The organism is Streptomyces spectabilis (genome assembly GCF_008704795.1).
Taxonomy (GTDB): Bacteria; Actinomycetota; Actinomycetes; order Streptomycetales; family Streptomycetaceae; genus Streptomyces; species Streptomyces spectabilis.
In genome coordinates, this window is sequence record NZ_CP023690.1 from 8163132 (window position 1) to 8190050 (window position 26919).

The following is a 26919-nucleotide window of genomic DNA, read 5'->3' on the forward strand; positions in this document are numbered from 1 at the left end:
TTTTCTGTGACTACGCGAACAGGTGAGTTTCCGATGGCGGACCAGCAAAAGCTCCTCGACTACCTCAAGCGGGTGACCGCCGACCTCCACGAGACGCGCCAGCGGCTGCGCGAAGTGGAGGCGGAGGAGCCCGAGCCCATCGCCATCGTCGGAATGAGCTGCCGCTACCCCGGCGGCGTACGCGGTCCCGAGGACCTGTGGCAGCTCGTCGCCGACGGGCGGGACGCGCTCTCGGCCTTCCCCACCGACCGGGGCTGGGACGTCGACGCGCTCGCCGGGCGCACCGGCGACGGCACGCCCGAGGGCCCGGAGCGCGGCGGCGGCTTCGTCCACGACGCGGGCGACTTCGACGCCGCCTTCTTCGGGATCTCCCCGCGCGAGGCCATGGCCATGGACCCGCAGCAGCGGCTCCTCCTGGAAGCCACCTGGGAGACCTTCGAGCGGGCCGGGATCCCCCCGGCCTCGCTGCGCGGCAGCCGCACCGGCGTGTTCGTCGGCGCCACCGCCCAGGGCTACGGCCCCGCCCTCATGGCGTCCCCGGACAGCGTCGACGGCTATCTGCTCACCGGCGACGTCTCCAGCGTCATCTCCGGCCGCCTGTCGTACGTGTTCGGCCTCGAAGGCCCCGCGGTGACGGTCGACACCGCCTGCTCGTCGTCCCTCGTGGCGCTGCACCTGGCCGCGCAGGCCCTGCGGCAGGGCGAGTGCGACCTCGCGCTCGCCGGTGGCGTCGCGGTCATGGTGACCTCCGGAGCGTTCGCGGAGTTCAGCCGCCAGGGCGGTCTCGCGGGTGACGGCCGCTGCAAGCCGTACGCCGACGCCGCCGACGGCACCGGCTGGGGCGAGGGCGTCGGCGTCCTCGCCCTGGAGCGCCTGTCCGACGCCCGTCGCAACGGTCACGAGGTCCTCGCGGTCGTACGGGGCTCCGCCGTCAACCAGGACGGCGCCAGCAACGGCCTCACCGCTCCCAACGGCCCCTCCCAGCAGCTCGTCATCCGCCAGGCCCTCGCCGCCGCCCGCCTCGCCACCGGCGACATCGACGCCGTCGAGGGCCACGGCACCGGCACGGTCCTCGGCGACCCCATCGAGGCGCAGGCCCTGCTTGCCACGTACGGCCAGGACCGGCCCGCCGAGCGGCCCCTCATGCTCGGCTCGGTGAAGTCCAACATCGGCCACACCCAGGCCGCTTCGGGCGTCGCCGGCGTCATCAAGATGGTCATGGCCATGCGCCACGGCGTCCTGCCCGAGAACCTGCACACGGACCGCCCGAGCACCCACGTCGACTGGTCCGCCGGAGCCGTCGAACTCCTTACGGAGTCCCGTACGTGGGCCGCGCGCGAGGACGGCGGCCCGCGCCGCGCGGGCGTCTCGTCCTTCGGCGTGAGTGGCACGAACGCGCACGTGATCGTGGAGCAGGCGCCGGTCGAGGAGTCTGCCGAGCGTGTGGAGCCGGTGGCTCCGGTCACGGCGGTGCCGTGGCTGGTGTCCGGCCGTAGCGAGGAGGCGCTGCGGGCGCAGGCCGAGCGGCTGCGCGAGCACGTCACGGCCGACACCGGCCTGGACAGCGTGGACGTGGGCTGGTCGCTCCTCTCGGGCCGGTCGCCGCTCGAACACCGCGCGGTCGTGTTCGGAGACGACCGCGCCGACTTCCTCGCGGGCCTGGAGACGATCGCCTCCGGCGGCAGCGGCCAGAACGTCGTGTCGGGCGCGGTCGCCGAGGGCCGCTTGGCCGTCCTGTTCACCGGTCAGGGCAGTCAGCGGATCGGGATGGGCCGGGAGTTGTACGAGACGTTCCCGGTCTTCGCGGATGCGCTGGACGAGGTGTGTGCTCATATTGATCCGTGGATAGAACGTTCGCTCCAGAGCGTGATGTTCGGTACGGATGCGGGGCTGCTTGAGCAGACGGGATACGCGCAGCCCGCGCTGTTCGCGATGGAAGTCGCCCTGTTCCGTCTCGTCGAGTCCGTCGGCGTACGCCCGGAGGTCGTGGGCGGTCACTCCATTGGTGAGCTGGCTGCTGCGTATGTGGCCGGGCTGTGGTCGTTGGAGGATGCGGCGCAACTGGTCGCGGCCCGGGGCCGGTTGATGCAGGCGCTGCCTGAAGGTGGCGCGATGCTGGCCGTGCAGATCGCGGAGGCCGACGTCCTGCCGCTGCTGGCGGACGTGTCGGACCGCGTAGGCGTGGCGGCCGTGAACGGCCCGGAGCAGATCGTGCTCTCCGGCGACCGTGTGGTGCTGGAGGGTCTGGAGCAGACCCTGCGGGGCGAGGGCCGGAAGGTGAAGTGGCTGAAGGTGTCGCACGCCTTCCACTCCCCGCTCATGGACCCCGCCCTGCACGACTTCCGTAAGGTCGCCGAAGGCCTGACGTACCAGGACCCGACGCTCCCGGTCGTCTCCAACCTCACCGGTGAACTGGCGCGGCCCACCGAGCTGAAGGACCCCGAGTACTGGGTGCGGCACATCCGCGAAGCCGTCCGCTTCCACGACGGCCTGAACGCCCTCACCGAGTTCGGCGTCTCGACGCTCCTGGAGCTGGGCCCGGACTCCGTGCTCACGGCGATGGCCCACGACACGCTCACCGACCCCGCCGCACAGGCGGGCCTGGTCGGAGCGCTGCGCAAGGACCGCCCCGAGGCCGACACGTTCCTCACGGCCCTCGCCAAGGCACACGTACGCGGCGCCACCGTCGACTGGGCGCCGCTGTACGCCCCGGTCGAGTCCCGGCGCCGCGTCGAGCTGCCGACGTACGCCTTCCAGCACCAGCGGTACTGGCCGCGTCCCGCCGTCGGCGGCGTCGGCGACGCGCGCGCCACCGGTCTGAACCCGGCGGACCACCCGCTGTTCGGCGCCGCCGTCGCCCTCGCCGACATGGACGGCTACCTCTTCACCGGCAGGCTGTCGCTCGCCACCCACCCGTGGCTCGCGGGCCACGCCCTCGCGGGCACCGTCCTGCTACCCGCCACGGCCTACGTCGAACTCGCCCTGCACGCCGGACACCGCGTCGGCTGCGCGCACCTGGAGGAGCTGACGCTCCAGGCGCCCCTCGTCCTGCCCGAGCGCGGCGGCGTGCAGATACAGCTCGCCGTGGGCGCCGCCGACGCCTTCGGCCGCCGCCCGGTGAACCTCTACTCGCGGCCCCAGCACGTGTCCGCCGACGACCTGTGGTCCGACGAGCCCTGGCTGTGCCACGCCACCGGCACGCTCGCCCCCGCCCCCGCGGCCCGCCCCGCCGACGCCGACCTCGCCCAGTGGCCGCCCGCCGACGCCGAGCGGGCCGACACCGAGGAGCTGTACGAGAGCCTGGTCGCCGCCGGGTTCCGCTACGGCTCGGCCTTCCTGGGCCTGCGGTCCGTCTGGCGGCGCGACGACGCGCTCTTCGCGGAGGTCGCGCTGCCGGAGGCGGACCGGGAGGAGGCCGGTGCGTACGGCCTGCACCCGGCGCTCCTCGATGCCGCGCTGCACCCGCTGGGCCTCGGCACGTTCGTGTCCGACACCGAGCAGGGCCGCATGCCCTTCTCCTGGACCGGTGTGTCCCTGCACGCGACCGGCGCCTCCGCGCTGCGCGTCCGCCTGACCGCCGCCGGAACGGACGGCGTGGCCATGACCGTCGCCGACACCGCGGGGCAGCCGGTCGCCGCCGTGGACTCCCTCGTCCTGCGGCCCATCGCCGCGCCCGACGCGGGCGCCGTACAGGGCGGCCGCGACGACTCCCTGTTCCGGGTCGACTGGAGTGTGGTACCCGCGTCCTCCGTGACGGCCGGTGGCGTGTACGCCGTCCTGGGCGCGGACGAGTTGGGTCTGCGGGGCGCTCTGGAGGGCATCGGCGCGACGGTGGCGGCCTACGCGGATGTCGCGGCCCTCGCCGCGGCGGTCGAGGGCGGGACTCCCGTACCGGAGTCCGTCTTCGTCACGTGCGTCGGCGGGGAACGCGCGGGCGGTACGGCCGTATCGGTGCGCGCCTCCCTGAACAGCACGCTCGGCGTCGTGGGGGAGTGGCTGGCCTTCGAGGGCGGGGAGGACTCCCGTCTGGTCGTGGTGACGTCCGGTGCCGTGGGTGTGGGCGCGGGTGACGTGGTGTCGACCGCGGGTCTGGTGGACGCCCCGGTGTGGGGTCTGCTGCGGTCCGCGCAGTCGGAGAACCCGGGCCGCCTCGCCCTCGTCGACGTCGACGGCTCGGCGGCGTCGCTGACTCAGGTGCCGGCCCTCCTCGCGCTCGACGAGCCGCAGGTCGCCGTACGCGGGGACGTGGTGTGGGCCCCGCGCCTGACGCGCGCTGGCGGCGGCGCGCTCGTGGCTCCCGCCGGTGAGAACTGGCAGCTCGGCGTGACCGGGAAGGGCACCCTGGAGAACCTGGCGCTGCTGCCCGTCGCCGAGGACGCCGACGTGTCCGGAGGCAGGCCGCTGGGCCCCGGTGAGGTGCGCGTGGAGGTGCGTGCTGCGGGTGTCAACTTCCGTGACCCGCTGATCGCCCTGGGCATGTACCCGGGCGACGCGGTGATGGGCACCGAGGGTGCCGGTGTCGTCGTCGAGGTCGGCTCGGAGGTGAGCGGCCTCGAAGTCGGCGACCGGGTCCTCGGTCTCCTGGAGGGGGCCTTCGGCCCGCTGTCGGTCGCGGACGCGCGCATGCTGGCGCGGATCCCCGAGGGCTGGTCCTTCGCCCGGGCCGCGTCGGTGCCGACGGTGTTCCTCACGGCGTACTACGCGCTGCGGGACCTGGCCGGTCTGGAAGCGGGCGAGTCGGTCCTCGTGCACGCGGCCGCCGGTGGTGTGGGCATGGCCGCGGTGCAGCTGGCCCGGCACTTCGGCGCCGAGGTGTACGGCACCGCGAGCGCCGGGAAGTGGGACGTCCTGCGGGGCCTCGGCATCGACGATTCCCGCATCGCCTCCTCCCGCACGCTCGACTTCGAGGCCTCGGTCGTCGAAGGCACTGAGGGCCGGGGCGTGGACGTGGTCCTCAACTCCCTGGCGAGGGAGTTCGTGGACGCTTCACTGCGGCTGCTGCCGCGTGGCGGGCGCTTCGTGGAGATGGGCAAGACCGACCTCCGCGACCCCGAGGCCATCGCCGCGGAACACGCCGGAGTCACGTACCGCAGCTTCGACCTGATCGACGCCGGACACGACCGCATCCGCGAGATGCTGGCGGACATCCTGTCCCTGTTCGAGCGGGGGGTGCTGGAGCCGTTGCCGGTGACGGCGTGGGATGTGCGGCGGGCGCCGGAGGCGTTCCGGTATCTGAGCCAGGCGAAGCACGTCGGTAAGGTCGTGCTGACCCTGCCGCCCCGTCTCGCGTCCGAGGGCACGGTCCTGGTGACGGGTGCTCTGGGTGGTCTGGGCCGGGTCGTGGCGCGGCACCTGGCCGGTGTGCACGGCGTACGGGATCTGCTGCTGGTCTCGCGACGCGGTGAGGCCGCGCCCGGCGCGGGCGAGGTCCGTGCGGAGCTGGAGGAGTTGGGCGCGCGCGTACGCATCGCCGCGTGCGATGTCGCCGACCGGGACGCGCTGGCCGCGCTCCTGGACGAGGTGCGTGGCGAGCTGAGCGCGGTCGTGCACGTGGCGGGTGTCGTGGACGACGGCATCCTGACGTCGCTCACGCCGGAGCGTCTGGACACGGTGCTGCGGCCGAAGGTGGACGCGGCCGCGAACCTGCATGAGCTGACGGCCGACTTGGACCTGTCGGCGTTCGTGCTGTTCTCTTCCGCCGCCGGTGTCCTGGGGAGCGCGGGGCAGGCCAACTACGCGGCCGCCAATGCCTTCCTGGATGCTCTGGCCCAGCACCGGCGTGCGCTGGGGTTGCCCGCGACCTCGCTGGCGTGGGGCCTGTGGGCCGACCAGGGAGGCATGGCCGGAGCCCTCGCCGACGGTGACATCGACCGCATGAACCGTGCGGGCGTGGCGGCCCTGTCCGCTGACGAGGGCCTCGCCCTGTTCGACGCGGCGCTGGCCCAGGCCGACGGCGCCCTCGTGCCGATGAAGCTGGAACTCGACGTCCTGCGGCAGCAGTTCGGCGCGGACGTGCCACCGCTGTTCCGCGGCCTCGTGCGGGCCCAGGTCCGCAGGGCCGCCGCCCAGGTGGGCACGGCCGGGGCCGGACAGGAGTCGCTGGCCGAGCGCCTCGCCGGGCTCGGGGCGCAGGAGCGCGAGCAGGCCCTGGTGGACGTCGTCCGGGACAACGTCGCCGCCGTCCTCGGCTACCCGTCGCTCGAATCGGTGGACGCCGCCAAGGCGTTCAAGGAGCTGGGCTTCGACTCGCTGACCTCCGTCGAGCTGCGCAACCGCCTCAACGGCGCCACCGCGCTCCGCCTGCCCGCCAGCCTCGTCTTCGACTACCCCACGCCGGTCGCCCTCGCCGCCCACCTGGGCGGCGAACTCCTCGGCTCGCTCCCGGAACCCGCCGCCCCGGCCGCCGCGGCTGTCAACGGCGTCGGCGTCGGCGACGAGCCCGTGGCCATCGTCGCCATGAGCTGCCGCTATCCGGGCGGCGTACGCTCGCCCGAGGACCTGTGGCGCATGGTGTTCGCGGGCGAGGACGGCCTCACCGGCTTCCCCGTGAACCGCGGCTGGGACGTCGCCGCCTCGGCCGACCTCGACGGAGCCGACGGCGACGAGGGGCTCACCTACGTCACCACCGGCGCCTTCCTCCACGACGCCGACGAGTTCGACTCCGAGTTCTTCGGCATCAACCCGCGCGAAGCCCTCGCCATGGACCCGCAGCAGCGGCTCCTCCTGGAAACGTCCTGGGAGGCCTTCGAGCGCGCGGGCATCGTCCCCGCCACCGTGCGCGGCAGCGACACGGGCGTGTTCGTCGGCCTGTCGACCCAGGGCTACTCGACCACGCTGCACGGCGCCGAAGGCGTCGAGGGCTACGTCATGACCGGCGACGCGGCCAGCGTCGCCTCCGGCCGCCTCTCGTACTCCTTCGGCTTCGAGGGCCCGGCCGTGACCGTCGACACCGCCTGCTCCTCCTCGCTCGTCGCGCTGCACCTGGCCGTGCGCGCGCTGCGGCAGGGCGAGTGCGCGATGGCGCTCGCGGGCGGCGCGGCCGTCATGCCGACGCCCACCTCGTTCGCGGAGTTCAGCCGCCAGCGCGGCCTGGCCCCCGACGGCCGCTGCAAGTCGTTCGCCGCGGCGGCCGACGGCACCGGCTGGGGCGAGGGCGTCGGCATGCTCGTCCTGGAGCGCTTGTCGGACGCGCGCCGCAACGGCCACCCCGTCCTCGCGGTCGTGCGGGGCTCCTCCGTGAACCAGGACGGTGCCAGCAACGGCCTGACCGCGCCCAACGGCCCGTCCCAGCAGCGCGTCATCCGCGCCGCGCTCACCGACGCCCGCCTGACCGCGGCCGACGTGGACGCCGTCGAGGCGCACGGCACCGGCACCACCCTCGGCGACCCCATCGAGGCACAGGCCCTCATCGCCACCTACGGCAAGGAGCACTCGGCCGACCGGCCGCTGTGGCTTGGCTCGCTGAAGTCGAACATCGCCCACACCCAGGCCGCCGCCGGAGTCGGCGGCGTCATCAAGACGGTCCTCGCGATGCGCCGCGGTGTGCTGCCGAAGACCCTGTACGTGGACGCCCCCACCCCCGAAGTCGCCTGGTCCGGCGGGGGAGTGGAGCTGCTCACCGAGAGCCGGGACTGGCCCGGCCGCGCGGACGGCGCGCCGCGCCGCGCGGGCGTCTCCTCCTTCGGCATCAGCGGCACCAACGCGCACGTCATCCTCGAAGAGGCACCGGAGGCCGCCGCCCCGGCCGCCGCGCCCGAGACCGCCGAAGCGCCGCAGGTCGTCCCCGGCCTGGTGCCCCTCGCCCTGTCCGGCAAGACCCCGCAGGCGCTGCGGGCCCAGGCGCGACAGCTGCGGGAGCACCTGCTCGCGCACCCGGACGCCGACCTCGCCGACGTGGGCCTGTCCCTGGCCGTGGCGCGCTCGCGGTTCGAGCACCGCGGCGTGGTGCGGGGGCGCGGGCGCCCGGAACTCCTCGCCGCCCTGGACCGGTTGGCGCAGGGCGACACGGAGGGCCGTGACGTCGTCGTGGGCCGCGCCCCCGGCGGCACGGTCCGCCCGGTGTTCGTCTTCCCCGGCCAGGGCGCGCAGTGGGCGGGCATGGCCCGCGAACTCCTGGACGCCAGCCCGGTGTTCGCCGCGCGGATGCGGGAGTGCGCCGACGCCCTGTCCGCGTTCGTGGACTGGGACCTCACCGAGGAGCTGGGCGGCGAGAACTTCGACCGCGTCGATGTGGTCCAGCCCGTCCTGTTCGCCGTGATGGTGTCGCTGGCTGCGGTGTGGCAGGCGGCCGGGGTGAAGCCCGCCGCCGTCGTCGGCCACAGCCAGGGCGAGATCGCCGCCGCGTGCGTCGCGGGCGTGCTCTCCCTGCCGGACGCCGCCCGCGTCGTCGCCCTGCGCAGCCGGGCGATCCGCGAACTGTCCGGCCAGGGAGGCATGGTCTCCCTCGTCCTGCCGAAGGCCGAGGCCGAGACGCTCCTCGCGGACTGGGCGGGCCGCGTGGAGATCGCCGTCGTCAACGGCCCGTCCCAGGTCGTCGTCGCGGGCGACCCCGAAGCCCTCGAAGAGCTGGTCGCCCGCTGCGCCGAACAGGGCGTCCGGGCGCGCACCGTCCCGGTGGACTACGCCTCGCACTCCTCGTACGTGGAGCAGATCGAGGCCGGGATCGGCGAGGCCCTGGCGGAGGTGACCCCGAAGGCGGCCGAGATTCCGCTGTACTCGACGCTGACCGGCACCTGGCTGGACGTCCCCATGGACGCCGGGTACTGGTACCGCAACCTGCGCCACACCGTCCTCTTCGAGCAGGCCACGCGCGGTCTGCTCGGCGAAGGGCACGGCCTGTTCCTGGAGATGAGCCCCCACCCGGTGCTCACCGTCCCGGTGCAGGAGACCATCGACGCCGCCGCGCACACCAGCGCCGTCGCGCTCGGCTCCCTGCGCCGCGACGAGGGCGGCCCCGAGCGGCTGCTCGCCGCCCTCGCCGCGGCCCACGTCCACGGCGCCGAACTCGACTGGGCGGCGCTCCTGCCCGGCGCCCGCACCACCCTCGACCTGCCCACGTACGCGTTCCAGCGCGAGCGCTACTGGCCCGAGCCCGCCGCCGCGGGAGCGGGCGACGTGGCCTCCGTCGGCATCGAGGCGGCGGGGCACCCGCTGCTCGGCGCCCGGATGGAGCTCGCCGACGCCGACCAGTACGTCCTCACCGGACGGCTCTCCCGGCGCACCCACCCCTGGCTCGCCGACCACGCCGTCGGCCGGACCGTGCTCCTGCCGGGCACCGCGTACGTGGAGATGGCGCTGCGCGCGGGCGACGAGGTCGGCTGCGGGCTCGTCGAGGAACTCACCCTCCAGGCGCCGCTGGTCGTCGACGGCGACGACACCGTCACGCTCCAGGTCCTGGTCGGCGCCCCCGACACCGACGGGCGCCGCCCGCTGACCGTCTCCTCCCGGGCCCAGGGCGCCACCGACGCCCCGTGGACCCGGCACGCCACCGGCACCCTCGCCGGCACCGCGTACGAGGAGACGGACCCGGCCCTGGCCGTGTGGCCGCCCGAGGGCGCCGAAGCCGTGCCCCTCGACGGGTTCTACGAGGGCCTCGCCGAGGGCGGGCTCGCCTACGGCCCGGCGTTCCAGGGGCTGCGCGCCGCCTGGCGGGACTCGGCGGACGACGCCGTCTACGCCGAGGTGCGGCTGCCCGAGAGCGCCCACCGCGACGCCCGCTCCTTCGGCGTGCACCCCGCGCTCCTCGACGCCGCCCTGCACGCCGTGGCCCTCGCCCCCTTCGCGGAGACGGACGGGGTGCGCCTTCCGTTCGCCTGGACCGGTGTCTCCCTGGCCGCGCGGGGTGCGACCGTGCTGCGGGTCCGGGTGTGCCCCGCCGCGTCCGGCGGCGTGGCCCTGCTGTTCGCCGACGACACCGGCGCGCCGGTCGCCCGCGCCGACTCCCTGGAACTGCGCCCGGTCGCCCCCGAGCAGCTGCGCGCGGCCTCCGGCGGTGGGCGGCGCGAGGCGCTGTTCGGCGTCGAATGGACGCCGCTGCCCTCGGGCCCGGCCGACGCCACGGCCCTGACCTGGGCCACCGTCGGCCCCGACGACCTGAAGGCGGGCGCCGAACTCACCGCGTCCGGCGCCCGCGTGGACGCCTACGCCGACGTCGACGCGCTCGGCGCGGCCCTCGCCGCCGGTGCGGCAGCGCCCGACGCGGTGCTCGTCACCTTCGCGCCGGGACCCGACCCGGACGCGGCCGCCGAAGCCACCGCGGCCCGGGCCCGCGCCGCCCTGCACCGGGCGCTCGGCCTGCTCCAGACCTGGCAGACCGAGCCGCGCCTCGGCGCCACCCGCCTGGTCCTGGTGACCCGGGGCGCGGTGGCCACCGACGGCGGTGACGTGCCCGACCTGGCGCACGCCGCGGTCTGGGGCCTGGCCCGCTCCGCCCGGTCGGAGCAGGCGGGCGGCCCGGACGGCGCGGGCTGTGTGCTGCTCGACCTGGGCAGCACCGACGACCGGGCCGACGGCAGGACGGCCGCCGCCCTGCTCGCCCACGGCCTGGCCCTGGACGAGCCGCAGCTGGCCGTGCGCGACGGGGCGCTGCTCGCGCCGCGCCTGGTGCCCGCGACGGCCCCGCGAGCCGGGGAGCCGCAGGAAGCCCGTACCCCCGACCCCGAGGGCACGGTCCTGATCACCGGCGCCACCGGCACCCTCGGCGCCCTCGTCGCCCGCCACCTGGTGGCCGAGCACGGCGCCCGCCGGCTGCTCCTGACCAGCCGCCGGGGCCCGGACGCGCCGGGCGCCGCCGCCCTCGTGGCACAGCTCGAAGCCCTCGGCGCCGAGGCCCGCGTGGTCGCCTGCGACGCGGCGGACCGCGACGCCCTGGCAGCGACCCTCGCCACGGTCCCGGCGGCGCACCCGCTGACCGCCGTCGTGCACACCGCGGGAGTCCTGGACGACGCCCTGGTGACGTCCCTGACGCCGGAGCGCGTGGACGCCGTCCTGCGGCCCAAGCTCGACGCGGCCCTGCACCTCGCCGAGCTGACGGCCGGGCAGGACCTGGCGGAGTTCGTCCTGTTCTCCTCCGCGGCCGCCACCTTCGGCAGCCCGGGCCAGGGCAACTACGCGGCGGCCAACGCCTTCCTGGACGCCCTCGCACACCACCTGCGCGCCCGGGGCGTGCCCGCCACCTCGCTCGCCTGGGGCCTGTGGGCCGAGAGCAGCGAGATGACCGGCCACCTCGACGAGGCCCGCCGCACCCGCATCTCGCGCGGCGGCGTCCTGCCGCTGTCGTCCACGGAGGGCGTCGAACTCCTCGACGCCGCCCGCCGCTTCGGCGCGCCGCTGCTGCTGCCCGTCCGCCTGGACACGGCGGCCCTGCGGGCGGGCGCGCACCGGGGCGACGCCGTGCCGCCGCTGCTGCGGCGCCTGGTGCGGGTGCCCGCCCGACGCACCGCCGCAGGGGCCGCCGCGTCCGAGGCGGAGGCGTTCGCACGCCGCCTCGCGGCGGCCTCCGGCGCCCAGCGCGCCGAACTGCTCGGGGCGCTGGTACGGGACCAGGCCGCGGCCGTCCTCGGCCACGCCTCCGCCGACCGCGTCGAGGACGAACGGGGCTTCCTGGAGCTCGGCTTCGACTCCCTCACCGGCGTCGAGCTGCGCAACCGCCTCACGGCCGCCACCGGCCTGCGGCTGCCCGCGACCCTGGTCTTCCAGAACCGCACCCCGAGGGCCCTCGCCGAGCGCCTCGCGCAGGAGCTGGAGCAGGCCCTGCCCCCGGCGGACCGGCCCGGGAGCGAGGCCGCGCGCGCGGCGCGGCGTCCGCTGCCGGTCCGGCAGGAGCCCGCGCCGGCCGCGGCCCCGGCCGCGCCCCGGCCCGCGACCGGCCTCGCCGAGCTGTACGACGAGGCCGCGCGGCAGGGCCGGGCCGACGACCTGATCCCGCTGCTGCGCACCATGGCGCGGTTCCGCGCCTCGTTCACCGACGAGGCCGAACTCGGCGCCCCGCGCGCCCCGTTCACCCTCGCGCGCGCCGCGGCAGGGGTGGAGGAGACCGCCCTGGTCCTGTTCACCTCGTACGTCGGCCGCTCCAGCGCCTACGACTACGCCCGCTTCGGCGCGTACTTCCGCGACCGGCGCGACGTCAGCGTCATCACGCACCCCGGCTTCCTGGAGGGCGAGCTGCTGCCCGCCGACAAGGAGGCGCTGGTGCGGCTGCACGCCGACACCGTGCGGCGGCACGTCGGCGACAAGCCGTACGTCCTGTCCGGGCACTCCTCCGGCGGTCTCGTCGCGCACGCCGTGGCGCGGGAGCTGGAGCGCAGGGGCGCCGGGCCAGCCGGTGTGGTGCTCGTCGACACCTACGTCGACGAGAAGGCGCTCGGCGACATGGCGGCCGCGATGGGCGAACAGCTCAGCGACCGCTACGACTCGGTGCCCGGCGCGGACGACAACGACTGGGGCGACGCCTGGGTGACCGCCATGGCCCGCTACATGTTCCTCGGCCTGCTGCCCGAGGAGGTCGCGGCGCCCACGCTCCTGGTCCGGGCGGGCGAGCCGCTCATGGAGTGGACGAAGGACTACGACTGGCGCCCGTCCTGGAAGCTGGAGCACTCCACCGTGGACGTGCCCGGCACCCACTTCACGGTGATGGAGGAGCACTCCCGCAGCACGGCGCGCGCCGTGGAGGAGTGGCTGGAACGGCTCTGAGCGGTCCAGCACGACGGCCCCGCCCCCACCGGCCGGTGGGGGCGGGGCCGTCCGCGTGAGAGGCGCCGCAGGCGCGGTCAGGACAGGTGGCCGTAGTCCTTCCAGATCTCGGACCACGGCTTGGTGCGGCCGTCGAGCACCCACACCGGAACCCCGTCGACGAAGCTCTCGCCGGGGCCGCCCGCCGCCTTCGCGGCCTTCTTCACCGTCTTGAAGTACGGCTTGAGCTTCGCGACGTCCGAGCCCACGTACAGGACAGGGCCCGAGGAGTCCGAGGGCGCGCCGAAGTACCAGTAGCCGCGGTGGCCGCTGTAGGCGGACGGCAGGCCGCGGCCGGCGCCCAGGTGGTCGACGGCACCCGCCTCCTCGTAGTACTGCGTGACCACGACGGCCCGCTCGCGCCCGTCGGCGGGCAGCGTCCGGTACGCCTTCTCGACGGCGTCGATCAGGTGCGGCCAGCGCAGCGTCTCGGCGGTCATCGGGTTGTTGTCGGGCTGCTCGGTCTTCGTCACCTGCGACACCGGATACACCGGAAGGGACAGCGCCACGCACACCAGGGCCGTGAGCGCGACTACCGGCCAGGCGGCCAGCCACCGCCACCAGCGGGCGCCCTCGCCGCGGCCGAGCGCGACCGCGCCCGCCGCCCACAGCGGCGCGAACGCGCCCACCACGTACGCGGGACGGCCGCCGGTCACCAGGAACACGGCCGTCAGACCGAGGAACGTCCAGGCCAGGAACCGGTACGGCGCGAGCTCGGGGGAGCGCAGGAGCCGCACCAGGCCGTAGCCCAGGACGACGGTGAACACGCCGCCGGACAGGACCACCAGATACGGCAGGAAGCCCGCGCGGCCGCCCAGGATGCCCTCGTCGGCGAGGACCTGGGACATCTCCAGCTGCGGCCAGTCGTGCCGCGCCTGCCAGACGAGCCCCGGCAGCGACGTGACGACGGAGACGGCCGCGCCGATCCACAGCTCCTTGCGGCGCAGCAGCTCGCGCGGGCCGACGGCGAACACGGCGACCGCGACGACGAGCCAGTAGCCGACGATCAGATACTTGCCCTGCAGCGCGAGCGCCGTCGCCAGGCCCGCCCACAGCAGCAGCCGGTCCTCGCGGGTGCGCACCCAGCGGACCAGGAGCCAGTTCACCAGCGTCCACAGGAACAGGTCGACCGCCATCGTCGACAGGGCGTGCCCGCTGATCAGGACGGCGGGCGCGAAGCCGTAGGCGGCCGCCGTGAGCAGCTGTGCCCGCCGGGCGCCGCCGAACTCGCGCGCGATGAGGGCCGCGACGAGCACCCCCGCCACGGTGAGCAGCGCGGGCAGCAGCCGCAGCGCGAACAACGAGCCGCCGGACAGCGCGTCGACGGCACGCGCCAGCAGCGGCAGGAGCACCGGCTGGTCCGCGTACCCCCAGTCCAGGTGCTGCCCGGCGCCGAGGAAGTACAGCTCGTCGCCCTGGTAGCCGTACCGCGTGCTGACGAGCAGCAGAGCGAGCCCGGACGCGCCCGCGACCGCGCCCGCCCAGCGGCCGGCGAACTCCGGCACGCCCGCGGAATTCCGCCGCGCTGCCCCTTCCTTTCCTTCCTCTTCCTCCGGCAGGATCGCGGATGTCTCCTGCCGTTCTTTATCCTGGTCCTCGACCGGTCCCTGACCGGCCTTCGTCCGAACTCCCACCGGGGCCTCCGCGGCTAATGAAGTAGATGGCCTGAAACACGGTCGAAGGTAGCGGCTCGCACGGCCCGTCAGCTTGCCCCTGTGAGCGGCAAGTTGCCTGCTCAGGGGGTGCTAGGGGGAGGATAGGGGTTCTCTGGCGCCCGGGTTCCGCCTAGCTTTTACGCTAGCTCCCCGGCGACTGGACCGGGGCGGGAGAATTGCTCGACCTTTTCGTGCCCGTTGATTCTCAGAACCGGGAAATCTCAGAACCGGGAAAGGGGGCGGCTTTGATGACACCGAACATCTTCACGGGAGATTCGGCGCGTACCTTCGCTGAATTCGAGCAGGACACCTTGCGGGTCGCGATGGTCCTGCGCGCGGAAGGCGTCGGGCCGGGCGACCGGGTGCTGCTCAAGGCCGGCAACTCGGCGGCCTGGCTGAACGCGTTCTTCGCGCTGATGCACGTCGGCGCCTCCGTCGTCCTCGTCGACCAGCAGGAGCACGCCCGCGAGACCGCGCGCATCGTCGAGCGCACGCGCGCCCGCCTGTGCCTGTACGACGACGACGCTCCCATGCCCGCCGAGACGCGCGACGCCGTCTATCTGTACAAGCTCCTCGTCGAGGCCTCGGGCCTGGTCCCGACCGAGCCGGCGCTCGACTTCGACGCGTGGTGCGCCCTGCCGGACGGCCTGATCATGTGGTCCTCCGGCTCCACCGGCACCCCCAAGGGCGTGGTCAAGAACGGCGGCCGGTTCCTGGAGAACCTGCGCCGCAACGCCGACCACATGGGCCACGGCCCCGGCGACGTCCTCCTGCCGCTGCTGCCCTTCGCGCACCAGTACGGCCTGTCGATGGTGCTCATCGCCTGGCTCGCCGAGTGCTCCCTCATCGTCGCGCCGCACCGGCGGCTCGACCGGTCGCTCCTCATGGGCGGCCAGTGCGGGGTGACCGTCGTCGACGCCACCCCCGCCACCTACCGCAGCATGCTCAACCTCGCCCGGCGCCAGGCCGACGTGCGCGCCGCCCTCGGCCGCGTCCGGATGTTCTGCAGCGGCGCCGCCCCGCTCGACCCGGCGCTCTCCGACGCGTACGTCGACGACTTCGGCCGGCCGCTGCTCGACAGCTACGGCAGCACCGAGCTGGGCAACATCGCCTTCGCGACCACCGACAACCCCGTCGCCTGCGGCCAGGTCATGAAGGGCCTTGAGCTGACCGTCCAGGACGACGAGGGCAACGTCCTCGCCGCCGGGGAGATGGGCGAGCTCGTCGTCAACACCCCGGACATGATGGCCGGTTACCTCGCCGAGGACGGCACCCTCGCCCCCGTCGCCCAGGGCTGGTACCGCACCGGAGACCTCGGCCACCTCGACGAGGGCGGCAACGTGTTCGTGGCGGGCCGCAAACTCGCCGTGCACCGCATGGGGTACACGCTCTACCCGGAGATCATCGAGCGGAGGGCCGCCGCCGCGGGCTGCACAGTCAAGGTGATCGCCCTGCCGGACGACGCGCGCGGCGCCGAGCTGGTCTTCTTCGTCGAGGACCCCACGGGCCGGGACGTCGCCGAGTGGCGGAGCCGCATCAAGGACGCGCTGCCGTCGTACGAACACCCCAACAGGGTCGTCGTCATCGACAGCTTCCCGCTCAACCGCAACGGCAAGCCCGACCGGCGGGCCCTCGAACAGCGGGCGGCCGAGCGGGCCACGGCGGAACTCGCCGCCTCCTCCGGCTGAGCCGCCCAGGCCCGGCACCCGTACAGACCGCACGACCAGCACAGACAGACAGAGCGGACACGATGACGACCGACCAGGCACGCAGCGCCGTGGTGTTTCCGGGCATGGGGCCCTCGCGCTTCACCGACGTGGGCAAGTTCATGATGATCGACCCCTTCGTGCGGGGGCGCCTCGCCGCCGCCGACGAGGCGCTCGGCCGGTCGGTCCTCGACGGCTTCCGCACCCAGGCGGTGGACTTCGGGGAGTTCGCCCAGGTCGCCTTCTTCATCAACTCGGTGGCCCTCGCGGACCGGGCCGTCGAGACCCAGGGCCTCAGCCCTGACCTCTGCGTCGGCTTCAGCTTCGGCCAGAAGGCCGCGACGGCGTTCAGCGGTGCCCTGCCGTTCGCCGAAGCCACCCGCCTGACCTATGAACTCGCCCTGTGCGAGCAGCGGTTCTTCGAGCAGGAGCACCAGGACCTGGTGACCCTCACCCTCACCCGCGTGCCGGAGGCGGCGCTCGCCGAGGTCCTCGGCGAGCTGACCGAGCGCGGCGAGTTCCACGAGGTCTCCGGCCATCTCGACGAGGGCATGCACATGGTCACCATGCGCGAGCAGATCCTCGAATCCTTCCAGCGGCGCATCAGCGCCGTCGGCGGCTACTCCCTGTACTCGATGAAGCCGCCCGCGCACTGCCGGATCCTGACGGGTCTGCGCGCCCGCGTCGAGGAGGAGGTCCTCGCCAGGTTCGACCTCGCCGACCCCTCGCTCCCGGTGGTCGCCGACCACGACGGCTCCCTGGTGACGAGCGCCGAGCAGATGCGCACCCTGCTCCTCGACACCTTCGACCACCCGGTCCGCTGGCACCCCGTCGTGGACACCCTGCGCGCCCAGGGCGTGGGAGCGGTCAGCGTCACCGGGCCCGACCGGCTCATCCACCGGCTCGACGTCACCACCCGCCACTTCGACGTGGTGGCCCTCGGCCCCGAGCAGGCCCTCAGGCCCACCCGGACCGCCCCGCGCAAGGAGCAGTGATGACCACGCTCATGGACAGCAAGTCGGCCGGGTTCAAGTTCAGCGCCAAGCTCGGCGTGACCCGCGCGATCCTGCGCGCCTTCGGACTCTTCGGCGACCCCTTCACCCATCTGCTCCAGGGCAAGGAGGACCCGTACCCGCTCTATGCGAAGGTCCGCCGGCGCGGCCCCATCCACCGCAGCCACCTGGGCAGTTGGGTCACCGGCAGCCATGAGCTCGGCAGCAGGATCCTGCGCGACCGCACGCTGTTCCTGAACCGTGAGGAAGGCGGCGTACCCGGGCACGAGATGATGGCCGACATCCCCTGGAACAGCTCCATCCTCGGCCTCGACCCGCCCGACCACACCCGGCTCCGCAGGCTCGCCCAGCCCGCCTTCGGACCCAAGATGATCAGCAAGTACCGGATCCAGGTGGAGAAGCTCTGCCACGGCCTGCTCGACGAGGCCGCCGGACGCGACGGCTTCGACCTCATCGAGGACTTCGCCGGGCCCCTGCCGCTGCTCGTGATCGGCGAGCTGCTCGGCGTGCCCGAGCAGTACCACGAGCGGTTCGTCCGGGCCGGACGCAAGGTCGGCCCCGTCATCGACGGCGTCAAGTCCCTGAAGATGGCACGGGAGTTCCGCGCCGCCGTCGACGACCTCGACCAGGTCTTCAGCGAACTGATCGAGCTGCGCGCGAAGGACCCCGGCGACGACCTCATCAGCCGTCTCACCACGGCCCACGGCGACGGCAAGCTCACCACCGAGGAACTCCTCGCCTTCTGCACCGTCCTCGCCGTCACCGGCTTCGAGACCACCACCAACCTCATCGGCAACGCCGTCCTCGCGCTGACCGGCGACCGCGCCCAGTGGAACCTCCTCAAGGACGACCCGGACCTCGCGCCGCGCGCCGTCGAGGAGACCCTGCGCTACGACTCGCCCGCCCTCCAGGCCCAGCGCGTCCCGCACCAGGACATCGCCCTCGCGGGCCACCACATCCGGGCCGACAGCTCCGTCGTCGTCCTCATCGGCGCCGCCAACCGCGACCCCGCGGCGTACGACGAGCCGGACCGCTTCGACCTCACCCGCGAGAACCCCGCCGAGCACCTGTCGTTCTCCGGCGGCATCCACTACTGCATCGGCGCCCCGCTGGCCCGTATGGAGGGCGAGACGGCGCTGCGCGTCCTGGTGGAACGCCTGCCCGAGCTGCGCGTCGCCGGCCGCGTCCAGCGCCGCAGCTCGCCCGTGATCAGCGGCTGCACCCGGCTGCCCGTCAGCGGCACGGCCCGATAGCACCGCGCCCCCTCGGCGGCCCGCGCCCCCCCGTCGGGGCGCGGCGCCGTCGCGTACCACCCCCGTATCCGAGGAGAGAGATGAGCGAGACACCCGAGTCCGAGGCCTGGCGGCGGGAGGTCGATCGCTCCACCTTCCCGCGGCGCGAGCCCGGCCCCATCGACCTGCGCCGCTACTACGTCCAGCCGTCCTACTCGGGCGTGCCCACCTTCATGGGCGTCCCCCTCGCCCTCACCCAGGAGGACCTGCGGGCGGGCGAGGTGGACGTGGCCGTGGTCGGCTGCCCCGTGGACGTGTCCAGCGGGCACCGCGGCGCCGCCTACGGTCCGCGTGCCATCCGCGCCGACGAGCGCTATCTGTACGCCACCCCCGAGGGGTTCGTGCACTCCGCGACCCGGGTCAACCCGTTCAACATCCTGAAGGTCGTCGACTACGGCGACGCGGCCGTCGACCCCTTCGACATCAGCCGTTCCATGGAGCCCATCCGCGGCCTCGTACGCGAGATCGCCGAGGTCGGGGCCCGGCCCGTCGTCCTCGGCGGCGACCACTCGCTGCTGTGGCCGAGCGTGGGCGCCCTGTCGGAGGTGCACGGGCGCGGCTCCATCGCCGTCATCCACTTCGACGCGCACCCGGACTGCCACGAGGAGCTGTTCGGGCACCGCGCCACCCACACCACGCCCATCCGGCGCCTCATCGACGAGGAGATGGTGCCGGGCCCGAACGTCATCCAGGTCGGCATCCGCACCATCTCGGGCCCCGACGACCAGCTGTTCAACTGGATGCGCCGGGCCGGGATGCGCTCGCACTTCATGGCCGAGATCGAGCGGATCGGCTTCGCCGCGGTCATCGACAAGGTCATCGAGGAGGCCCGCGCGGTCGCCGACCACGTGTACCTGTCCCTCGACATCGACGTCCTGGACCCGGCCTTCGCGCCCGGCACCGGCACCCCCGAGCCCGCCGGGCTCACCACCCGCGAGCTGTTCACCGCGCTGCGCCGCATCGCGCACGAGACGAACCTGGTCGGCATGGACGTGGTCGAGGTCGCCCCGCACCTGGACGCGGGCTACTCCACCGCCATGAACGCCCGCAGGGCCGTCTTCGAGGCGCTGACAGGCCTCGCCCTGAACCGCATCAAGATCTCCAGCAAGAACTACGCGAACCCGATCGTGGCCGGAGAAGTCCGCTTCCCGCTCAAGTGAGTTGGGGTGCATGCTGTTCCCGTGCGTACGGAATCGCCTGTGCGCACGCCGTCGGAGGCGGGCTGAGGCCCGCCTTCGGTCTGTTCGCCGCCCTTTCGACCCGTACCGACGCCACCGACCACCTTGGATGGAAACCGTCATGACGACAGCCGCCTCCGCCGACCTGTGGGTCCGCAGCTACCACCCCGCTCCCGCCGCACGCCGCCGTCTTGTCTGCTTCCCGCACGCGGGCGGCTCCGCCAGCTTCTACTTCCCGGTGTCGGCCGCCCTGAGCGAGGTCGCCGACGTGATCGCGCTGCAGTACCCGGGGCGCCAGGACCGCCACACGGAGCGGGGCATCGAGACCATAGGCGAGATGGCTGACCGGATCGCCGAAGCGCTGCGCGGCCACACGACGCTGCCGCTGACCTTCTTCGGGCACAGCATGGGCGCCGTCCTCGCCTTCGAGGTGGCCCGGCGCCTGGAGAAGGACGGGCAGGCGCCCGTGCACGTCTTCGCCTCCGGCCGCCGCGCGCCCTCCCGGTTCCGGCCCGAGAACGTCCACCAGCGCGACGACGGCGGCATCATCGCCGAAATGCGCAAGCTCAGCGGCACGGACCCGCGGGTGCTCGGCGACGAGGAGCTGCTGCGCATGGTCCTGCCGGCGATCCGCAGCGACTACACCGCCATCGAGACCTACCGCCCCGAGGCCGGCGCGCAGATCGGCAGCCCCATCACCGTCCTCGTCGGGGACGACGATCCGCGCACCACCCTCGACGAGGCGCGCGCGTGGGAGCCGCACACCCTGGGCTCCTTCGACATGAAGGTGTTCCCCGGCGGCCACTTCTACCTCACTGACCACGCCCAGGACGTGATCGCCGTCCTGAAGGAGCACCTCACGTCGTAGCACGGCAATCGGCGGGGCGGTCACCACAGGACTTGACGTGGTGACCGCCCCGCCGATTCGTGAGCGGCCAAGAATGACCCGGTGGCCAGTTACGGGGGAGAACCGGCCACCGGGAGTCTATGGAATTCAGCTGTGCACGGACTTGCGGGATCGTGAACTCACGCAGAACGCGAGGATGAGCAGGCCGACAATTCCGATCGCCAGGCTCACCCATGAGGGAGTGTCTTCCGGCAGCAATGCCGTGACACCGAATTTTGTGTCCCAGATGCGCTCAGTCAGGAATGAACCGATTCCCTGAACCGCCAGGACGATGCCGACCCACAGCATGCCGCTCCTCAAATGTTCTGTACGGGGTGAGCACTCTCGTGCTTCTCGTTCCGCTTCCCGGTGTTCCCACCGGCTCGCCGACAACACTTATTCAATCGCTCCGGGCATCCGGCGGGGCAGGGGGAAACGTTGGTACCGCTACCGACGAAAGTTGTGACCGGATGACGCGTTCCCCCTCTCGTGGACCTGGCGTGCTCCGGGCCCGGGGTGCACGGTGCTGTCGGCGCGCGTACCGTGCGGAAGCCCCCAAAGACGTTAAGAAGGCGTCAAAGCCGCAGGTCAGGGCGGTGGATGCGGTCTGCAGGCAGCACGCATTAAGCTCTCCACGACCCACACAGCGCGAAGCCGACATGTACGGGGGTGGGCTTGTCGTGCCGCACGTCAAGACGGCCGGATCACAGCGGACCAGGACGTTCCGTCCCGTGGCGTCCGACCTCCTTCTTCTCACCGCCCTGATCGTGGCCAACGTTCTGGTCGCCATCGGCAATGTGGACAACGGCCATCCGCGGTTTGGGCCGTGGGCGGGGTTGGGGTTGCAGGTGGTTGTGGTGGTGGTGTTGGTGGTGCGGCGGGTGTGGCCGTTGTGGGTGTTGGGTGTGGCGACGGTGTCGGCGGTGTTGATGTCGTTGTCGGTGTGGTGGGTGCCGGGGTTGTTGGTGACGTCGGTGGATGGGTCGGGGGTGTGGGTGCCGTTGGCGGCGCCGTTTGCTGCGTATTCGGCGGTGGTGTATTCGTCGCGGCCGCGGGGTGCGTGGGTGTTGACGGGTGTGTTGACTGTGGTGGCGACGCGGTTGTGGGAGTTGTCGTTCGCGGTGGCGGCGTCGGGGGTGTTGTTGACGGCGGTGCCGGCGTTGTTGGGGATGTATGTGGCGGCGCGGCGGGGGTTGATCGCGGCGTTGACGGAGCGGGCGGAGCGGGCGGAGCGGGAGCAGTTTTTGTTGGCGGAGCGGGCGCGGGCGGAGGAGCGGGTGCGGCTTGCGGGGGAGATGCATGATGTGGTGACGCATCGGGTGTCGTTGATGGTGTTGCAGGCGGGGGCGTTGCGGGTGGTGTCGTCGGATGAGCGGGTGCGGGCGGAGGCGGAGGGGTTGCGGGCTGCGGGGTGTCAGGCGTTGGAGGAGCTGCGGGATTTGGTGGGGGTGTTGAGGTCGCCGGAGAGTGCGGCGGGTGTGGTGGGGGCGGTGGGTGATGGGGGTGGTGTGTCGGGTGGTGTGGGGGTGGGTGATTTGGGGTTGTCGGTGTTGGTGGAGGAGTCGCGGGCGGTGGGGGTTGAGGTGGAGTTGAGTGAGGTGGGGGATCGTTCGGTGTCGTCGCCGGTGGTGGCGCGGACGGCGTATCGGATTGTGCAGGAGGGGTTGACGAATGTGCGGAAACACGCGCCGGGGTGTGGGGTGTGGGTGGAGGTGCGGTATGAGGCGGACCGGGTGCGGTTGCGGGTGCGGAATACGGCGCCGACGGGGTTGGTGGACCGGGAGTTGGCGTCGAGTGGGTCGGGCAGTGGTTTGAAGGGGTTGCGGCAGCGGGTCGAGCTGGTGGGCGGCACGTTCGAGTTCGGGCCCCGCCCCGACGGCGGCTTCCACATCGAATCCGTACTGCCTCTGGAAGCGAGCCATGGATAGACTGTCCGCATGGGGCATGAAGTCGTAAAGGTGCTGGTCGTCGATGACGAACCCATGGTCTGCGCACATTTGAGAACGATTCTGGGTTCGGCCGAGGATATTGACGTCGTCGACGCCGCCCACGACGGAGCCGCGGCGGTGGAGGCCGTGATGCGGCATCGCCCCGATCTCGTCCTCATGGATTTGCGGATGCCGGGTGTGGATGGCCTCACCGCCATCGAATGCATCATGAAACTGGACCAGCCGCCGAAAGTGGTGGCGCTCACCACCTTTGACGCCGATCAGTATGTGATGCGGGCACTGCGCAGCGGCGCCAGTGGATTTCTGGTGAAGTCGACGCCGCCCGAGGATCTGATCGGCCTGGTCCGGGTGGCCGCCGACGGGCACACGGTGCTCTCGCCCGTGGCGATGCGCCGCATCGTGGCCGCCTCGTCCGACGAGGACGCGGCGCGCGAGCGGGCCAAGGCCCTCGTCGGCAAGCTCACCGAGCGCGAGACGGACGTGCTCACCTGCCTCGGCGAGGGCCTGTCGAACGCGCAGATCGCCACGAAGCTGTTCCTGAGCGAAGCGACCGTCAAGGGCTATGTCTCCCGCATGCTCGTCAAGCTGGAGTGCACCAACAGGACCCAGGCGGGCCTGCTCGCCTACGACGCGGGCCTCGTCAGCCGCTGACCGCATCGCCGGCCCGCCCCGACGGGCCCGGCCGGCCGGCAGCGCGGTTTCGGCGGGGGAGCAGCGGTCGAGCCCCGTCCGTCGCTGTTCGGGTCGCTCTGTGGCGGGGCGGCCGAGGTCCCGGCCGGGTGGCCGCTATACGGCTGAGGGTTTCTCGTCGGGCTTGCCCGAGCGCGTGGGCGCCGCCGTCGGGCCCAGCCCCTCGCTGCCCGGCCCCGTCGCAGACAGGTCCTGGCCCCGTCAGCCGGGGCGATCGAGCGGTTGCTGTGCGGGTCAGCCCTGCCCGTGTACGCGTGGGCGCCGTGGGCGGATCCAGCTGCGCGTCGTGGGGACGTAGATCGGGAGCTCGGATTCGATGTGGAAGCCGCCGTCGGGGCGGGGCCCGAACTCGAACGTGCCGCCCACCAGCTCGACCCGCTGCCGCAACCCCTTCAAACCACTGCCCGACCCACTCGACGCCAACTCCCGGTCCACCAACCCCGTCGGCGCCGTATTCCGCACCCGCAACCGCACCCGGTCCGCCTCATACCGCACCTCCACCCACACCCCACACCCCGGCGCGTGTTTCCGCACATTCGTCAACCCCTCCTGCACAATCCGATACGCCGTCCGCGCCACCACCGGCGACGACACCGAACGATCCCCCACCTCACTCAACTCCACCTCAACCCCCACCGCCCGCGACTCCTCCACCAACACCGACAACCCCAAATCACCCACCCCCACACCACCCGACACACCACCCCCATCACCCACCGCCCCCACCACACCCGCCGCACTCTCCGGCGACCTCAACACCCCCACCAAATCCCGCAGCTCCTCCAACGCCTGACACCCCGCAGCCCGCAACCCCTCCGCCTCCGCCCGCACCCGCTCATCCGACGACACCACCCGCAACGCCCCCGCCTGCAACACCATCAACGACACCCGATGCGTCACCACATCATGCATCTCCCCCGCAAGCCGCACCCGCTCCTCCGCCCGCGCCCGCTCCGCCAACAAAAACTGCTCCCGCTCCGCCCGCTCCGCCCGCTCCGTCAACGCCGCGATCAACCCCCGCCGCGCCGCCACATACATCCCCAACAACGCCGGCACCGCCGTCAACAACACCCCCGACGCCGCCACCGCGAACGACAACTCCCACAACCGCGTCGCCACCACAGTCAACACACCCGTCAACACCCACGCACCCCGCGGCCGCGACGAATACACCACCGCCGAATACGCAGCAAACGGCGCCGCCAACGGCACCCACACCCCCGACCCATCCACCGACGTCACCAACAACCCCGGCACCCACCACACCGACAACGACATCAACACCGCCGACACCGTCGCCACACCCAACACCCACAACGGCCACACCCGCCGCACCACCAACACCACCACCACAACCACCTGCAACCCCAACCCCGCCCACGGCCCAAACCGCGGGTGATCCTCTCGGGGAAAGCCGCTCCAGAAGGCGACGAAGACGTTGAGTGCGATGAGTGCGGCGACGAGGATGGTGTCCTGAACGGCGCTGCGGCCCAACCATCGAATCGGCCCTATCACGCGGTCACCCTAACGGCGCCCCCGCGCCGCACACGCACATGTGGTCCATAGGACACAGGGGAGCGTACGAAAGTGGGTAGCGCGCCGCCGAAGTTGCAACCTTGGTCGCTTCCACTGCACACGAACCGCTCTGCCTGCTCCGCCGCCCCGCTTGTTTGGCTGGTGTCACGCAGCAGGCCGAAGGGGCGGAGGAGCAGTGCCACACGAGACGCGGCAGCGGCCGGTGCCGGAGCCGGTGCCGGACGCGCTGGGCGCGCCGCGCCCTGCCCGGCGCCTGGACCGCCGCGCCGTCTACTGGTGGACGACGCAGAACGTGCTGGTCGTCGCGCCGGTCCTCGCCGCCCTCGCGGCCCTGGCGCCGCTCCCCGACGCGCCGTCGTGGCTGTGGCCCGTCTTCGCGGTCCTGTGCCCCCTCGGCGTCGGCTACGCGCTGCTCACCCCCTGGTACCGCTACCGCGTGCACCGCTGGGAGGCCGGTGACGCCGCGGTGTGCGCCGTCTCGGGCTGGTTCGTCCGGGAGTGGCGCGTCGTGCCGTTCACCCGCATCCAGACCCTGGACACCAAGCGGGGCCCGCTCATGCAGCTGTTCGGCCTGTCCGCGGTGACCGTGACGACCGCGTCGGCGGCGGGCCCGGTCACCATCGCGGGCCTGGACGACACGCTCGCGACCGAGATGGTCCGCGACCTCACCGAGCGCGTCCGCGCCCTGCGCGAGGACGGCACGTGACGACGGCGACGAAGGGCCCCGACGTGCCGAGCCCGCCCCGCGCCCCCGCGCCCCCCGTGGCCGGGGAGCCCTGGCAGCGGCTGCACCCGCGCATGGTCGTCGTGAGCGTCAGCTGGCTCGCGGGCCCGGCCGCCGCCCTGCTCGCCACCATGTTCCTGGCCCGTGACCTGCTCAACACCCACGGCTGGATCGTGCTCGGCTCCTACATCGTGGTGGCCGCCGTGCAGGCCGGGCACGAGTGGGTGCGCTACCGCACCACCCGCTTCCGGATCACCGACGGCGAGCTGGAGCTGCGCTCCGGCCTGCTGTTCCGTACCGACAAGTCGATACCGCGCGACCGCGTCCGCAGCGCCGACCTCACGGCCAACCCCGTACACCGGCTCTTCGGCCTGGCGGCCGTCAAGGTCGGCACGGGCGAGCGCACCGGCAAGAGCGAGGACGACGAACTGGTCCTGGACGGCATCTCGCGCGCCCAGGCGGTGCGGTTCCGGGCGCTGCTCCTGCACCGCGGCGGGCCGGACGGCGCCGACGCGGCCCCCGCTCTGCCGGTGCCGCTCGCACGCCTTCGCTGGTCCTGGGCCCGGTACGCGCCGCTGACCGTCACCAGCCTGGCCGGCGTCCTGGCCGTGGTCACCGGCGGTTCCAAGCTCCTGGACACCCTCGGGCTCGACCTCACCGAAAGCCGCGTCGCGCGGGACGCATGGGACCGTCTCGACGCGCTGCCGATCGCGGTGGCCGTCGCCGCCGTGGCGGCCGTGCTCCTCGCCATCGGGGTCGCGGGCTCCCTCGTGTCCTTCGCCGAGGCCTGGTACGGGCACCGCATCGAGCGGGAGCCGGAAGGCGCCCTGCACCTCACGCGCGGCCTGCTCACCTCCCGTTCGGTGTCCGTGGCCGAACGGCGCGTCTGCGGCGTCGAGCTGAGCCGGCCGCTGCCGCTGCGCGCGGTCGCCGCCGCCCGGCTCACCCTCCTGGCCACGGGCCTCGGCGGAGCCGCGGGCCGCTTCTCGCACCCGGCGCAGCTCCTGCCGCCCGCGCCCCTGAACGCCGCGCACCGGGTGACGGCCGACGTCCTGAACGAGGCGTCGTCGCCGATCGAACGCGTGGCGCTGCGCGGTCACCCCCGGGCCGCGCTGCGCCGCCGCCTGGTGCGCGGCTGTCTGCTGGCCCCGGCCGCGGCGGCCGCGCTCACCGGGGCCGGGGCGGCGGCCGGGCTCCTGCCGTGGTGGACCGCCGCGGCGGCCGCGCCGTTCACCGCGGGCTGCGGCTACGCGCTTGCCCGGGACGCCTACCGCGGCCTCGGCCACGCGCTCAGCGGCGACTACATCGTCGTACGGCACGGCACGTTCGTGCGCCGCACGGTGGCGCTGCGACGCGGCGCGATCGTCGGCTTCACCGGCAGACAGTCGTACGCCCAGCGCAGAGCCGGACTGTTCACGCTGACCGCCACGACGGCCGCCGGGAAGGGCGCCGTCCGGATCCGCGACGTGGACGTCGCCGAAGGGCTGCGCTTCGCGGAGGCGGCGCTGCCCGGCCTCGTCGCACCGTTCCGCGCCCCCGAGCCGTCGCCCGCCGAGTAACT

13 protein-coding genes are annotated in these 26919 nt (G+C 73.1%); 10 read left to right on the forward strand and 3 right to left on the reverse strand.

The annotated features are described in order from the left end of the window. Window positions 1–33: 33 nt before the first annotated feature. Complete coding sequence (locus CP982_RS42750) at window positions 34–12690, forward strand: type I polyketide synthase (protein ID WP_229879608.1); 12657 nt, start codon at window positions 34–36, stop codon at window positions 12688–12690. A gap of 77 nt (window positions 12691–12767) precedes the next feature. Here the strand turns inward: CP982_RS42750 and CP982_RS34985 are convergent, their stop codons facing one another. Continuing rightward, window positions 12768–14234 (reverse strand): ArnT family glycosyltransferase, encoded by a 1467-nt coding sequence (locus tag CP982_RS34985; RefSeq protein ID WP_150514126.1) that lies wholly within the window; start codon window positions 14232–14234, stop codon window positions 12768–12770. A gap of 398 nt (window positions 14235–14632) precedes the next feature. On the opposite strand from CP982_RS34985, the gene CP982_RS34990 reads away from it, so the two are divergent. The 5 genes from CP982_RS34990 (at window position 14633) to CP982_RS35010 (ending at window position 20441) form a co-directional block, all read left to right on the forward strand. Continuing rightward, a complete protein-coding gene (locus CP982_RS34990; protein WP_150514127.1) occupies window positions 14633–16072 on the forward strand; it encodes a class I adenylate-forming enzyme family protein in 1440 nt (479 codons plus the stop codon). Window positions 16073–16134: 62 nt separating this feature from the next. Next, window positions 16135–17085 carry an ACP S-malonyltransferase gene (locus CP982_RS34995; RefSeq protein ID WP_150514128.1) on the forward strand — a complete coding sequence of 317 codons (951 nt, stop codon included), beginning with the start codon at window positions 16135–16137 and terminating at the stop codon, window positions 17083–17085. Beyond that, window positions 17085–18356, forward strand: a complete 1272-nt coding sequence (locus tag CP982_RS35000; protein WP_150514129.1) for a cytochrome P450 — start codon at window positions 17085–17087, stop codon at window positions 18354–18356. Before CP982_RS34995 ends, CP982_RS35000 begins: the two co-directional genes overlap by 1 nt. An 80-nt stretch (window positions 18357–18436) precedes the next feature. After that, window positions 18437–19555 (forward strand): agmatinase, encoded by a 1119-nt coding sequence (speB, locus tag CP982_RS35005; protein ID WP_144322087.1) that lies wholly within the window; start codon window positions 18437–18439, stop codon window positions 19553–19555. Between the two features lie 139 nt (window positions 19556–19694). Beyond that, window positions 19695–20441 carry a thioesterase II family protein gene (locus CP982_RS35010; protein WP_150514130.1) on the forward strand — a complete coding sequence of 249 codons (747 nt, stop codon included), beginning with the start codon at window positions 19695–19697 and terminating at the stop codon, window positions 20439–20441. A 126-nt stretch (window positions 20442–20567) separates the two neighbouring features. Here CP982_RS35010 and CP982_RS41940 read toward each other — a convergent pair whose 3' ends face one another. Next, window positions 20568–20768 (reverse strand): hypothetical protein, encoded by a 201-nt coding sequence (locus CP982_RS41940; protein WP_170316551.1) that lies wholly within the window; start codon window positions 20766–20768, stop codon window positions 20568–20570. 422 nt (window positions 20769–21190) lie between these two features. Between CP982_RS41940 and CP982_RS43015 the strand changes: the two genes are divergently transcribed. Next, entirely contained in the window at window positions 21191–22387 is a 1197-nt protein-coding gene (locus CP982_RS43015) for a sensor histidine kinase (RefSeq protein WP_170316552.1), read from the forward strand. Window positions 22388–22396: 9 nt separating this feature from the next. Further along, entirely contained in the window at window positions 22397–23059 is a 663-nt protein-coding gene (locus CP982_RS35020) for a response regulator transcription factor (RefSeq protein WP_030689541.1), read from the forward strand. Between the two features lie 273 nt (window positions 23060–23332). Here the strand turns inward: CP982_RS35020 and CP982_RS43020 are convergent, their stop codons facing one another. Then, on the reverse strand, window positions 23333–24613 hold the full coding sequence (locus CP982_RS43020; RefSeq protein WP_170316553.1) for a sensor histidine kinase: 1281 nt from the start codon (window positions 24611–24613) through the stop codon (window positions 23333–23335). 196 nt (window positions 24614–24809) lie between these two features. Between CP982_RS43020 and CP982_RS35030 the strand changes: the two genes are divergently transcribed. Beyond that, window positions 24810–25340 carry a PH domain-containing protein gene (locus CP982_RS35030; protein ID WP_150514133.1) on the forward strand — a complete coding sequence of 177 codons (531 nt, stop codon included), beginning with the start codon at window positions 24810–24812 and terminating at the stop codon, window positions 25338–25340. Beyond that, a complete protein-coding gene (locus tag CP982_RS35035; RefSeq protein ID WP_150514134.1) occupies window positions 25337–26917 on the forward strand; it encodes a PH domain-containing protein in 1581 nt (526 codons plus the stop codon). Before CP982_RS35030 ends, CP982_RS35035 begins: the two co-directional genes overlap by 4 nt. Window positions 26918–26919: the final 2 nt, after the last annotated feature.

Bases quoted from the DNA above. Each gene is read 5' to 3' on its own strand.
- CP982_RS42750 (WP_229879608.1), top strand. From the start codon at position 34: ATGGCGGACCAGCAAAAGCTCCTCGACTACCTCAAGCGGGTGACCGCC.
- CP982_RS34990 (WP_150514127.1), top strand. From the start codon at position 14,633: ATGACACCGAACATCTTCACGGGAGATTCGGCGCGTACCTTCGCTGAA.
- CP982_RS34995 (WP_150514128.1), top strand. From the start codon at position 16,135: ATGACGACCGACCAGGCACGCAGCGCCGTGGTGTTTCCGGGCATGGGG.
- CP982_RS35000 (WP_150514129.1), top strand. From the start codon at position 17,085: ATGACCACGCTCATGGACAGCAAGTCGGCCGGGTTCAAGTTCAGCGCC.
- speB (WP_144322087.1), top strand. From the start codon at position 18,437: ATGAGCGAGACACCCGAGTCCGAGGCCTGGCGGCGGGAGGTCGATCGC.
- CP982_RS35010 (WP_150514130.1), top strand. From the start codon at position 19,695: ATGACGACAGCCGCCTCCGCCGACCTGTGGGTCCGCAGCTACCACCCC.
- CP982_RS41940 (WP_170316551.1), bottom strand. From the start codon at position 20,768: ATGCTGTGGGTCGGCATCGTCCTGGCGGTTCAGGGAATCGGTTCATTC.
- CP982_RS35020 (WP_030689541.1), top strand. From the start codon at position 22,397: ATGGGGCATGAAGTCGTAAAGGTGCTGGTCGTCGATGACGAACCCATG.